Source organism: Paremcibacter congregatus (genome assembly GCF_006385135.1).
In the GTDB taxonomy this organism is placed as follows: domain Bacteria; phylum Pseudomonadota; class Alphaproteobacteria; order Sphingomonadales; family Emcibacteraceae; genus Paremcibacter; species Paremcibacter congregatus.
Genome location: NZ_CP041025.1, coordinates 1,640,210 through 1,653,305, shown reverse-complemented (window position 1 = coordinate 1,653,305; position 13,096 = coordinate 1,640,210). Strand labels below are relative to the sequence as shown.

The 13,096-nt window shown below is 50.8% G+C and carries 7 protein-coding genes; 4 read left to right on the top strand and 3 right to left on the bottom strand.

What is annotated here, in order from left to right; all coding sequences use genetic code 11:
- Nucleotides 1-126: 126 nt before the first annotated feature.
- The gene (locus tag FIV45_RS07300) at nucleotides 127-2,040 is read left to right on the top strand and encodes a peptidylprolyl isomerase (protein WP_099471715.1); all 1,914 of its coding nucleotides are present in this window, start codon (nucleotides 127-129) and stop codon (nucleotides 2,038-2,040) included.
- On the top strand, nucleotides 2,040-3,566 hold the full coding sequence (gene trpE, locus FIV45_RS07295; protein WP_099471714.1) for an anthranilate synthase component I: 1,527 nt from the start codon (nucleotides 2,040-2,042) through the stop codon (nucleotides 3,564-3,566). The genes FIV45_RS07300 and trpE overlap by 1 nt, the downstream gene beginning before the upstream one ends.
- Nucleotides 3,567-3,600: 34 nt before the next feature.
- Here the strand turns inward: trpE and FIV45_RS07290 are convergent, their stop codons facing one another.
- On the bottom strand, nucleotides 3,601-7,290 hold the full coding sequence (locus tag FIV45_RS07290) for a beta strand repeat-containing protein (RefSeq protein ID WP_114365298.1): 3,690 nt from the start codon (nucleotides 7,288-7,290) through the stop codon (nucleotides 3,601-3,603).
- A gap of 114 nt (nucleotides 7,291-7,404) precedes the next feature.
- Nucleotides 7,405-8,523, bottom strand: a complete 1,119-nt coding sequence (locus tag FIV45_RS07285; protein WP_099471711.1) for a divergent polysaccharide deacetylase family protein — start codon at nucleotides 8,521-8,523, stop codon at nucleotides 7,405-7,407.
- Between the two features lie 264 nt (nucleotides 8,524-8,787).
- Between FIV45_RS07285 and parE the strand changes: the two genes are divergently transcribed.
- Nucleotides 8,788-10,758 (top strand): DNA topoisomerase IV subunit B, encoded by a 1,971-nt coding sequence (gene parE, locus FIV45_RS07280; protein WP_099471710.1) that lies wholly within the window; start codon nucleotides 8,788-8,790, stop codon nucleotides 10,756-10,758.
- 8 nt (nucleotides 10,759-10,766) lie between these two features.
- Here the strand turns inward: parE and FIV45_RS07275 are convergent, their stop codons facing one another.
- Nucleotides 10,767-11,465 carry an alpha/beta fold hydrolase gene (locus FIV45_RS07275; protein ID WP_099471709.1) on the bottom strand — a complete coding sequence of 233 codons (699 nt, stop codon included), beginning with the start codon at nucleotides 11,463-11,465 and terminating at the stop codon, nucleotides 10,767-10,769.
- Between the two features lie 177 nt (nucleotides 11,466-11,642).
- On the opposite strand from FIV45_RS07275, the gene FIV45_RS07270 reads away from it, so the two are divergent.
- Nucleotides 11,643-13,079, top strand: coding sequence for a DEAD/DEAH box helicase (locus tag FIV45_RS07270; RefSeq protein ID WP_099471708.1), 1,437 nt, complete (start codon nucleotides 11,643-11,645; stop codon nucleotides 13,077-13,079).
- The last annotated feature ends 17 nt before the right edge of the window (nucleotides 13,080-13,096 follow it).

Sequence of the window (13,096 nt, the reverse complement as noted above, 5' to 3'; positions counted from 1 at the left end):
TTAGGTTGCGGTGCCTTTGCTGGACCACTATCATGCCAAAAATTTTATAGGGATTCTGACAGATGTTTTTCATCACGTTGGCTCTTCCGGATTATTTACCAAAATAAAAAACAGGTATATTAAAGCATGTTACAATTCTTCAGAAGCGGCCTTACTTCTTATTTCGCGACCGCTTTATTGGGTCTCCTGATCGCCAGCTTCGCCCTCTGGGGCATCGGCGGCGACATTCTCGGCGGCGCCGGCAATAATGTCGCCCAGGTCGGCAGTGAAAAAGTCACCGTTAATGACTATGCCCGGGAATTCCAAAGCAAATTTTCCGAAATCCAGCAACAGTCCGGCGGCGAAGTCACCCGCGACATGGTGATCGACCGCGGCCTGACCCGGCGCTGGGTTGCCGACCTTGTACAACGGGAAGCCTTTGCCCATGAAGCATCAGAATTGCACATCCGGGTAACCGACGCGCAACTGCGTGATTTTATTGTCGGCATAGAGGCCTTCCAGGATACCTTTGGCGAATTCAGCAAAGAAAAATTCGACAGCATCGCCGCCTACCAGGGATATAAACCGACAGAATTTGAAGAATTCCTGCGCCGCGACCTGCAACGCCAGGCCCTGGTGACTTCTCTTGTCAGCAGCATCCGCGTTCCCGATGCGGTAGAGAAAACCCTGACAAAATACCTGATGGAGGAACGTAAGGCTGAAATCGTCACCATCCCCAGCCGCACCATTACCGATATTCCGGCTCCCGATGATGAAACCTTGCAGGCCTATTATGAAGAAAATTCAGACAACTACATGGCCCCTGAATATCGCGACATACGCTTTATCACCATGACGGCAATAGAGTTCGCCGAACAGGTGACCGTCACGGAAGAAGAAATAGAACAGGCCCTGGCCGCCGGCCCCGCCGCGACCGAAGCATCCGATACCCGCGATTTCGAACAATTGCTGTTTGATGACAAGGAAATTGCCGAAAAGGCTTATAAAGATCTTGAAGCCGGACGTAGCTTTGCCGATCTGATCGTCGCTTCCGGAACCACTGCCGAGGACGCCGCTGTAGCCGATAACAGCTTTGACGATACGGTTGAGATTTATGGGAAGGAAGCCGCAGACGCCATTTTCTCCGCCAAAGAGGGCCGCTATACAGCCCCGATTGAAACAGCTTTCGGCTGGAGAATTTTCAACGTCACCAAAGCATCAAGCACGGAAGCTACCGACCCTGAAACCTTGCGCGCCGAAGCCATCGAACATTTAAAGACGGAAAAAGCGCTCGACCTGCTCTATCAAAAATCAGAAAAGATTAATGATGAACTGGCCGCCGGCGCCGTTCTGGCCGATCTCGCCACAGCACTTAAACTGGATCTCAAAGAAGCCAAAAACATTGACCGGTCGGGCTATAACACCAAAGGTGACCTGGCCCGAAATGTGCCGACCCAGCCTGAATTCCTCGCCAAGGCTTTTGACTCTTTCGTTGGTGATGAACCCGTGCTCGAAGAAATGGGCGATGGCGACTATTTCCTGCTTGAAGTGGAAAGCATCCAGCCCCGCGCCCTGCGCCCCTTTGAAGAGGTAAAAACCAGCGTTCTGGATATGTGGAAAGCCGACACCCGCAAAAAACTTGCCCAGGAACAGGCCAATGATATTCTGGCCAAAGCTCAAGAAGGCGTCCCTCTCGCCGATTTGGCCAAAACCACGGAGAATGCAGCCTTTAACGCCGTAACGACCACCCGGATTGATCAAACCGGCCAGGTTGCCCGCGACATTCAGGCCAGCATTTTTGAACTGGAAGTCGGCCATGCCAAGATACAGCCCGCCATTGATGGGAATGGTTTTGTTTTGGTCAAGCTGATGTCCCGCACCCTGCCACAAAAAGACCTGCCGCTGGCTCAATCCACCCAGTTAAAAAACAGCCTGGCACAGGAATATCAGCAGCGTATTCTGACCAGTTATTGGAAACATCTGGAAACCACACTGCCGGTGATTATTAACCAACGCGCCATTGCCGCCGTGCATAATCAACTGGCCTCACGGGAACAATAATGTCCGCACAGCCTGAATTTTCGTCTTTTGAAGCCTGTTATAACGCGCAAAAGCCGCAAATTGTCTGGACGACTCTGGTGGCGGATCTGGAAACCTCCATTTCCGCCTTCATGAAGCTCGCCGCCGATGATGAAGACTATAGCTGCCTGCTCGAATCCGTAGAAGGCGGGGCCATTCGCGGCCGTTATACCTTCATTGGTCTGAAACCCGATCTCATCTGGCGCTGTCAGGGCGACAAAGCGGAAATCAATCGACAGTCCCTCACCCGGCCCTGTGACGAGAAGGCTTTTACGCCATTGGAAAACGGCGCCCTCGGAAGCCTGCGTGATCTGCTAGAGGAATCCCGCATTGATCTGCCCGCCGGCATGCCGCCTTCATCGGCCGGTCTGATCGGCTATATGGGCTATGACACTGTACGCCTGATGGAACATTTGCCCGACATCAACCCGGACGCCCTCGACCTGCCCGACGGCATGTTTATGCGCCCAACCATCATGGTGGTATTCGACAGTGTCAAGGACCTGCTGACCATCGTTACCCCAGTACGGCCCAAAGACGGCGTCAACGCCACTATTGCCTACAAGCGGGCCGAAGAACGCCTGGCGGAAATTGAACAGGCGCTCGCCCGCAGTTTACACGGCGCTCAACAGATGTCTGATGTCCTGCTGGAATTGCCGGAGCCCCAGTCCAATACCCCGAAAGAAGCCTATCTTGATATGGTCAACCGGGCCAAGGATTACATCAAGGCCGGTGATATTTTTCAGGTCGTACTGTCGCAGCGCTTCAGTACTCCTTTCACCCTGCCGCCGTTTGCGCTTTACCGCGCCCTGCGCCGCACCAACCCGTCGCCTTTTCTCTATTATCTTAAATTCGGGGATTTTTCCGTGATCGGGTCGAGCCCCGAAATTCTCGTGCGGCTGCGCGACGGTGAAGTCACCGTGCGCCCGATCGCCGGCACCCGACCGCGCGGCGCCACGGCGGAAGATGACCAGGCCTTGGCCGAAGACCTGCTTGCCGACCCCAAGGAGCTTGCTGAGCACCTGATGCTGCTTGACCTGGGGCGCAACGACGTGGGTAAAGTAGCCGCCCTTGGTACGGTGCGACCGACCCAGAAGATGGCGATTGAATATTATTCTCACGTCATGCACATCGTCTCCGAAGTCCGGGGCAAGATCGACCCGAAATATGATGCCTTGCAGGCTTTCGCTGCTGGCTTCCCGGCAGGCACCGTCAGCGGCGCACCGAAAGTCCGGGCGATGGAGATCATTGACGAGCTCGAACGTGACAAGCGCGGCATCTATGCGGGTGCTGTGGGCTATTTCTCCGCCGACGGCAGCATGGACACCTGCATCGTATTGCGTACGGCAATTATCAAGGATGGGGTGATGCATGTCCAGGCCGGCGCCGGCGTGGTTGCCGACAGTGATCCACTATCTGAATATGAAGAATGTCGCGCCAAGGCCCGCGCCCAGTTCCGCGCCGCCGAAGAAGCCTTAAGCTTCGCCGGTGAGCCTGGGGTGCAGTAGAAAGTGTAAAAACCTCTACTCGCATCTTCTTTTTTTAAGAAATATCCTGTGTGATATCCGTATCAATCAACAAGGTGGCGTCTCCGGAAGTATAAGTGTGATACATTTCCTCATCAATCACCTGATCATCGCCTTGAAGCCAGTCCTGCAATGTTGACGTGACAGTGTCACCTGTATCGCCGTCAACTCGAACCTGATTGTTGGAATCCGTTTTATCCAGCACATCCTGGAGTGATAATGTTAAACTATTATCACCAGAACCTGTAACATCTATTATTTCAATATCTGTCAACAATATTTGGGACAATTCTAAAACAATATCCTTTTCTTCGACCAGTAATGTATCATAATCTTCTCCTCCACCAAATTCATCTCCAGAGCTATATACTAATACATCATTGCCACTGCCACCTAACAGTGTATCCAGTCCCTCACCACCATCTAAATAATCATCACCATCTTGCCCTACTAATATATCGTCTCCCTTATTTCCTATAAGGATATCGTCGCCGTAATGACCATCAATATTATTATCTTCATCATTCCCTGTAATGATATCAATCCCAAAAGACCCAACAACATTCTCTACCGAAATAAAAGTATCGCCTTCTGCCTCCCCTCCCTGACCAACTCCAGTGAATAGATTTATTATCCTTGTTTCATGTCCCCAATAGTGAACTGTATCTTCCCCATCTCCACCATTAAGGATATCTGCCCCCGGACCACCATTAAGGATATCTATGTTAGCGCCCCCATTGAGTGTATCATCGCCTTCTCCCCCAACCAGGGAATCTTTTCCGGTTCCTCCGACAAGGGTATCATTTCCTGTTAATCCCAAAGCTCTGCCACCATGTAATGGATTAGAAAAATCGGGCAAAACTATTATATCATCAAAGTCAGACCCTTCAAGTTGACGAATATCACCAAAGGTGTCCCCTTCCGCATCCCCGCCTAATGCTATTCCCTGCTGTAGGTCTATATGAACCCCAGACGAGGATGTTGAATAACTCGCAGTGACCTGACCTGAAATAAAATCTGCTCCTTCTTCCCCTCGAACTTTGACAAAAGCTACACTTGAAAAACCAAAATATGCATTGAACGGTGCATAAATGTAATCATCCCCCCCGCCTCCATATATATTAACAGAGTTATTTGATGCAATTAACGTGTCACTAAATGACGACCCTCTGATGTCGCCAATACCAATAATAATATCGCCCTCCGCGTAGCCGCCGTGAGCAAGGCCAAGATTGAGATCAAGAAAAATTCCCTCATCAGATGCAGAGTAATCTAGTATAGGGTTATTAATAGTTTCTGTTGCTCGATTTGCCGCATAGACATCCGAACCTGCCGATGCTTTTATAACATCGCCATATCCGAGATCAAAAAGACGGTCAGAACTACTTGTTCCCAAGAATGTTTCTGCAGCATCAACCTGCCCAAATACATCATTCTCCTGAGGGCGGTAGAAAAATAACTTTACACGATCGATCGCTGGATTAACATCTGCACCTCTAATCACCAAATAAAGCGGTCCATCAGTTCCAACCGGCGGCGTGCCTACTAACGTCTGGCTTTCAGTATCAAATGTTATGAATTCAGGCGCTGCATTCCCATCAAATGATGACAGGTCAATAGATGACATTTCATAAAAAGGAAACAAATGCCCGCTATCTGCTAGCGTATTGGCATTTATTGTAAGGTGATCTACGACATTCAGATCAATGGCGAGATCTGGAATTCCCCGCCCCGCCACAAAAGAACTCGGGGTTGTGGTTAAGTTTCCATATGTTTCAATTGAAGTATCTACAAATTGCAGTATTTCAATATCCGTTAAGGAATCAATCCCTTCATCTCCATCTAGAACATTTAAATCTATGACTGTTACGTCTCTACCATCCACGACAATTTTATAATCTGACCGATTCCCGGAATAGAACGCAACATCACGTAGAGAACTACCCCCTATGATCGTATCATTCCCCTCTCCTCCAGTAAAAAAATCATTATCAGTATAGTCAGAACTCGCAACCAACCCATTTATCATACCTGACAAAACATCATCCCCCTTTCCCCCGAATAGGCTATCTTTCCCGTACCCCCCAAAAACGTGATCGTTACCTTCTCCCCCAGTAAGGACTGTATCAAATAAATCAGCAAAAAGAGTATCGTCTCCATCTGACCCGGAGACTGTATGAATAGCGGGGTTATCTATTTTAATTGCTAACATGGTCGTAGACAAACGTCCTAAAGCATCCTCAATACTATATGTGAACCATTCAGTCGCGGATTGACCCGCGCCAAGCGGATTAGGCCCTAAATTATATCCTCCAACATTAGAATTATCGTTAATGTCATATGTTACTTGACCGTCAGCTGAAATTGAGAGTGTACCAAAATTTCCCCCCAGAGTTCCCGGAATTGAAATCCCCATTCCCGTCATATCTCCCGTCGGTCTAATGACATCAGTAACTCTGATACTATCTCCATTATCGTTATCGAGTATATTAAAAGATAGACTCAAACCTACCGAAACATCCAATTCCAATAAATCAGTAGCAGCATGTAGTAGAGAACTTTCCGACATAAGCTTTCCAATGGCATTAGAAATTTCTATGTCGCCGAGTGAATCAACTTTGCCCGCGCCGGAGATCTCCGTCAAACCAAGGTCGGTTACATCGCTTGCATTTACCACAGTCAATGTCACCTGATCGCCTAGGTCAATAATATCAACCTGTCCGAAAGTCGCCGCAATGTCTGCCAGATTGATACCGCTCGGAGCGTCGCCATTGACAACAGAGATTTTCAACGCGCCTAGCTCATCAACCGTCACCTGGGAAATGCCCGCCACATCGTCAAAACTGCTCATCCGGATCGTCAGGTCACCTGTGATATTGAGGCTGCCAATATCACTGACATCAATCATGCTCAGGTCAAGAATGACTTCGCCACTACCTTCCGGCACCACGATATTGATCACGGAATTGCCATCGCCGTCGATGGCCGTGAATTGAACGATCTGGGCCGCCGTCAGGGTGACATCCGAATTGACGATCAACTGGGTAACATTGGTTAGGGTCACGCCTGTCAGGTCTACCGTCCCGTAGATATAAAGCGTGTTATTGCCTGCGCCGCCATCAACGACCTCGCCCGTTGCCACTTCACTGACTGTTCGCCCGTTCAGGTCGGCCAGCGTGATCAGGCTTGACAGGTCAAGGCCGGAGCCCGCCGGATTGGTGATCGACGCCGCGTCATATTGATCTGCCGCCGTGGTGCCCACCACCACAATCACATCATCGCCATCACCGGCAGAAATACTGTCCGTACCTTCACCGCCGCGAATCATATCGGCGCCCGCGCCACTGGTGATCGTATCATTGCCCGCGCCACCCAGAATGACATCCGCGCCGCTGCCGGTGGTGATTGTGTCATTGCCTGCCTTGCCTGTGACCGTCAAGTCCGCAGTAGCCGCCCCCTGATTCAGCGTGCGGTCATTATCATCCCGCGCCGTAAAGGTATTCGTCGGGCTTTCCGTAAAGTCTGGCGTTGGAGGAGGAGGCGTTACTGTACCTGTGGGACTGCTGCTTCCCCCACCGCCACAAGCGGACAAGGGCAAAAGCGCCAGACCAATCAGCCCACCACGCGTGAGGGATGGTTTTTTGGTATCTTTTTTTACATGATTTTCAGGTGAAATATGATTTTTATGATCGACAATATACGTCATCTCTAAACCCCCAATTATAAATATTTCATTAAATTTTAACTAAAATCAATGCTAATGAACTTATACTCAAAGGTCAAACAATACTCATCTTACGTCTGAATATGTCCGATACGGTCAAGGCGGCGTAAGATCATCAGCATGATAGCTCGAAAGTTCTACTTTCTGATATTTCTGCTGCATCAGATAAGATAACGGCACAATGGAAATGCCTTTCTTCTCCAAAGTCGGTAACCAGCGTTTCAAGGCGCTTATGGTCTCGGGATACGGATGACCAATGGCAATCGCCTGGCCTCGTCTGTGCGCTATCTCTTCCAGTTTTCCAAGTTGGCCCAGAATATAATCCACGTCCTGTTCATTATCCAAAAAAACATCCCGGGTCATGTTCGGAATGCGTTTTTCCGTCGCCATTTCGGCCAGTAAAGAATTTCCTGAGGTCCGGGAATCCAGCACCAGCATGCCACGACGGCGGACCTCGTCCAACACCAGATCCAGCCCGGCCCGGCTTTCGGTAAACGCGCTCCCCATATGATTATTCAGCCCCACATATCCGCTAAAACGGTCCAGATTATACGTGAGATCCGCCATCATCTCTGACCGGCTGTTTCCCGTCAACATGGCGTGCGGGCCAGGATCTGAATCTCCCTTGGGCTCCATCGGCAAATGTACCATCAATTCATGCCCCCGCCCCCGGGCTATGCCTGTAAGTTCAGGCAGATTGGATGCATAAGGCAGAAAGGACAGGGTCAATGGCGCCTGCAACTTGATGATATCCAGAGTACGTCCCTGAACAACACCCAGATCATCAATCACTATGGAAATCTGTGATGATCTTCCGCTCTCCGCTCCCCCCACGGCCGCAACTTTTACGGCATTGGTCCGCCAGGCGCTAATCTCTGACCCAATAACATCATCATCAGGTATCTTAGCGTCAGCGACAGGTTTTTCATCCAGAAGCCCGCTTTCCGCGGTCCTTTTGACCACGGGGGCGCCAATAATGGCCCGGTCAACCACAACAGGATGATGATCCTCTTCAAATGCGAGACTATGTTCAGGGGAGCTTTTAAACCGGGGCGTGTCTGAAAAATACAGCCACAATGCACCAAAAGCCATGCCCACAAGAAACAGATACCCGAGTGACAACATCTCCCGGCGATAAGCCCATACCCGCTTTACCGGTAAAGAGACAGACTGTCCTTTTTTGATCGACCCAAATTTAAAAAACAAAAAATCCATAATGCCACAATTACATACAATGATTAAAACAAGGTGATCACTTCAAATTGGTTAAATCAGGCCTGCCTCTGCCCACGCCCCTTTATCTAAATTTGACAGGAGTATGCCTATTCCTTATTGGAATTACAATTCCCTTTCCTTTCCCCGGAACTGTTATTTTAAGGTCGGGGATATTTATAAGTTTACGGCCTCGAAATTCCAAGTTACTGTAACAAAAAACAAGCAACACTATAATTTAATTTCCGAAGGGTTCCCCGAGTTAGCATGACAGACCTTTTTGATACCGCCACCACCTCCACCGACTATTCAGCAAAAGACATCGAAGTATTGGAAGGACTGGAACCCGTCCGCTTACGCCCCGGCATGTATGTTGGCGGTACAGACGAACGGGCGCTGCATCATCTTGTCGCCGAAGTCCTCGACAATTCCATGGATGAGGCCGTCGCCGGACATGCCACCCGCATTGAAATTCAGATGTTCACAGACGGTTCCGTTGCCATTTCCGATAACGGGCGCGGCATCCCGACCGATCCCCACCCGAAGTTCAAAGACAAGTCCGCTCTCGAGATTATTTTCACCACCCTGCATTCCGGCGGCAAATTCAACAGTGACGCCTATGCCACGTCCGGCGGCCTGCACGGCGTCGGGATTTCAGTGGTCAACGCCCTGTCCGAATGGGTTACGGTTGAAGTCGCCCGCGACAAGAAAACATACAGCCAAAGTTTTTCCCGCGGCCTTCCCACGACCCCATTGGAAAATACCGGCATCACCAACAACCGGCGCGGCACCAAAGTCACTTTCATGCCTGACCATGAGATTTTCGGCAAAAGCGCCCGCCTGAAACCGGCGAAGCTCTACCAACTCGCCAAATCCAAGGCCTATCTGTTCCGCGGCGTAGAAATCCGCTGGCAATGCCCGGCGGAGATGCTGAAAGAAGGCGACGGCGTTCTTGAAAAAGACACCTTTCATTTTCCGGGTGGGCTCAATGACTATCTGACCTCCGCCACTGAAAAACGCAGCCGCGTTACAGACGAGAATTTCCATGGCACCAGTCCACTGGCTGACGATCAGGGCCGGGTTGAATGGGCGGTCACCTGGCCGGAATATGGTGATGGTAATATCCGCTCCTATTGTAATACCGTGCCCACTCCTATGGGCGGCACTCATGAAGCCGGCATTCGCGCCGCGATCCTTAAAGGAATCAAAGCTTACGGCGAACTGATTGGCAATAAAAAGGCCGCCAACATTACCGGCGAAGATGTTTACGTCAATAGCGTCAGCCTGATCTCGGTCTTTATCCGAAATCCTCAGTTTCAGGGCCAGACAAAAGACAAACTAACCAACCCGGAAGCGGCGAAGCTGGTGGAAAACGCCATTCGCGATCATTTTGATCACTGGCTCAGCGGCTCTCCCGCCATGGCCAATGATTTGATGGCCTGGGCGCTGGAGCGGGCCGAGGAACGCATGCGGCGGCGGGAAGAAAAGGACGTCAAACGCAAGACCGCCACCAACAAACGCAAACTACGCCTGCCGGGCAAGCTGTCCGATTGCAGTCAGGATGCCCCCCTCGGCACTGAAATCTATATTGTGGAAGGCGATTCCGCCGGCGGTTCCGCCAAACAGGCCCGGGACCGCAAGACCCAGGCTATTTTGCCCATTCGCGGCAAAATTCTCAATGTGGCCAGCGCCAGCCGCGACAAAATCCGCGGCAATCAGGAAATCGCCGACATCACCCTTGCCCTCGGCTGCGGCGCCGGTGATAAATATGATGAAGACGCCCTGCGCTATGAAAAAATAATCATCATGACCGATGCGGACGTGGACGGCGCCCATATCGCGACCCTTCTGATCACCCTGTTTTATCAGGAAATGCCCGACCTGATTAAAAACGGCCATCTTTATCTGGCTCAGCCCCCCCTGTATCGTATTGCCCAGGGCGGAACCGTATTTTATGCCCGCGATGACCAGCATAAGGACGAGCTTATGGCGAAGGAATTCAATGGCCGTGGCAAGATCGAAATCAGCCGTTTCAAAGGCCTCGGCGAAATGCCGGCGGCACAGCTGAAAGAAACCACCATGAAGCGGGACAAACGCACCCTGCTGCGCGTCATCATCCCCGAAGGCGCACGACTGGATACGGCAGAACGGGTGGATCACCTGATGGGGAAAAGGCCGGAACTGCGTTTTCAGTACATTCAGGAAAATGCCGCCAAAGTCGACGAACTGGATATTTAGACCAGACGTTATTCAGGAACCAAGAAATTGCGCATCAGCCGGTTGATTTCTTCAGGACGTTCCATGCTGCTTAAATGGCCGCAATCATCCACCACATGCAATTCGACCCCGGGAATCAGGTCAGCCATTTCCTGATGCACCTTTAGCGGCGTAAGTGCATCCTGCGCGCCGCAAATTATCAAGGTCGGACACTTAATGGTCGGCAAGAAGTCACGGGAATCCGGCCGGCGAATCAAGGCCTTCTGTTGTCTCTGGAAGGCTTCAGCCCCTACTTCGACCGCCATATCGACAATACGATCACATATCTCTTCGTCCCGCAGGCGGTCGGGGTGAACAAGTACCGGCAACAGGTCTTTGGCGATTTCGCGAATATCTTCCTTTTCGGCCCGCTCGATCAATTGCTGACGCCCCGCCACCTGCTCCGGACGATCCGCCCGGGCGTTGGTGTCGAGCAGGATCAGGCTTTCAACCCGGTCTGCCGCCTGACGCAACAGCTCAAAAGCCACATATCCGCCCATCGACAATCCCGCCAAATGAAAGCGTTCCGGGGCATCTGCAAGGAAATCCCGCACCATATCAGGTAGGTTATCATGGGACGTATGATCAAAAATAACCATGTCGAAATCATCTTCAAATTCCCCTATTTGATCCACCCACAGATCGTGGCTGCAGAGTAATCCTGGAACAAGAATAAGATTTGATGTCATGGCGAGTCCTTTCGGGGGATTTTATAAAGATGAAACAAGACGGGATTTTGCCTATATCATTTGTTTTGTAAAGCAAAAGAAGTTATAGCAAAAGCCGTCAAAGATTGACATCTTTATCGTTTTCCTTATTGTTCGCTGTCAAACAGATTAATTTTATTCGGGAATGACATACAGCACATGGGTTTTGACTTTTTAGGACTTAGCGAAGACTTACTTTCAGTAGTCGAGAAATCCGGCTATACCACGCCGACCCCCATTCAGGCGAAAGCCATTCCGGGCATCCTTCAGGGACGCGACATTCTGGGCATCGCCCAGACCGGTACGGGGAAGACGGCGTCCTTTACTCTGCCGATGATTGATATCCTGTCCCAGGGCCGTGCCCGGGCGCGGATGCCCCGCTCCCTTATTCTGGAACCCACCCGTGAACTGGCCACCCAGGTTGCGGAAAGTTTCGAGAAATATGGCGAGAAATCCAAACTTTCCATGGCCCTGCTGATTGGCGGTGTCGCCTTTAAAGATCAGGAACAAAAACTGGACCGCGGCGTTGACGTACTCATCGCCACCCCGGGCCGCCTGATGGACCATATGTCCCGCGGCAAGGTTATGCTGAATGGTGTTGAAATTCTCGTGGTTGATGAAGCCGACCGGATGCTCGACATGGGCTTTATCCCGGATGTTGAAAAAATTTGTAAGGCCATGCCGCAAAAGATTCAGTCCCTGTTCTTCTCGGCCACCATGCCTACTGAAGTCAAGCGTCTGACGGACCAGTTCCTTAAAGATCCGCGCGAAATAGAAGTCTCGGCCCCTACCTCCACAGCGTCGACCATTACCCAGCATTTGTGTAAAATCAAAGGCGGAGACAAGGAAAAGCGGGATGCGCTCCGGTATCTTCTCAAGAAAGAAAATGTCAAAAACGGCATCATTTTCTGCAACCGCAAATCCAACGTCAAGATTGTCTGCAAATCATTGACCGTTCACGGGTTTAGCGTCGGTGAACTGCACGGCGACCTGCATCAGGCCACCCGAACAGAGACCCTGGGCAAATTCAAAAACGGTGAAATTCAGTTGCTCGTCGCCAGTGATGTCGCGGCCCGTGGTCTCGACATTCCAGAAGTCAGCCATGTATTCAACTTTGAAATCCCCAACAACCCGGAAGATTACGTGCACCGTATCGGCCGGACAGGACGCGCCGGCCGCGAAGGAAATGCATTTACCTTTGCCGCCCCGTCTGAAAAGAAATACCTTGGTTTCCTGACCAAATTCCTGGGCAAGGAAATTCCTTTATATGAAATGCCGGACTCGGATGGCGCCACAGAGAAAAAGCCCGCACGCAAGCCGGCCGAACGATCCCGCCGCAAGGCTTCTCCCGAGAATAAGGCTTCTCCCGAAAATCCGGTCCCGGTAAAAGATGCTCCTGAACGAGTTTCTGAAAAACCGGATGATCATAAGGCGCCGCAAAAGAAATCTGCCGAACCGCACAAAAAACACGATGACCAGGATAAAAAACCACAGCGTAACCAGCGCGGCGGTCATAAACCTGTTGTAGGTATGGGCGATCATGTTCCCGCGTTTCTATTACGTGACGAAGGTCCCAAGAAAGAAAAAATCGAATAAAATTTGACCTTAATATT

Bases quoted from the DNA above. Each gene is read 5' to 3' on its own strand.
- FIV45_RS07300 (WP_099471715.1), top strand. From the start codon at position 127: ATGTTACAATTCTTCAGAAGCGGCCTTACTTCTTATTTCGCGACCGCT.
- FIV45_RS07285 (WP_099471711.1), bottom strand. From the start codon at position 8,523: ATGGATTTTTTGTTTTTTAAATTTGGGTCGATCAAAAAAGGACAGTCT.
- trpE (WP_099471714.1), top strand. From the start codon at position 2,040: ATGTCCGCACAGCCTGAATTTTCGTCTTTTGAAGCCTGTTATAACGCG.
- FIV45_RS07290 (WP_114365298.1), bottom strand. From the start codon at position 7,290: ATGACGTATATTGTCGATCATAAAAATCATATTTCACCTGAAAATCAT.
- parE (WP_099471710.1), top strand. From the start codon at position 8,788: ATGACAGACCTTTTTGATACCGCCACCACCTCCACCGACTATTCAGCA.
- FIV45_RS07270 (WP_099471708.1), top strand. From the start codon at position 11,643: ATGGGTTTTGACTTTTTAGGACTTAGCGAAGACTTACTTTCAGTAGTC.
- FIV45_RS07275 (WP_099471709.1), bottom strand. From the start codon at position 11,465: ATGACATCAAATCTTATTCTTGTTCCAGGATTACTCTGCAGCCACGAT.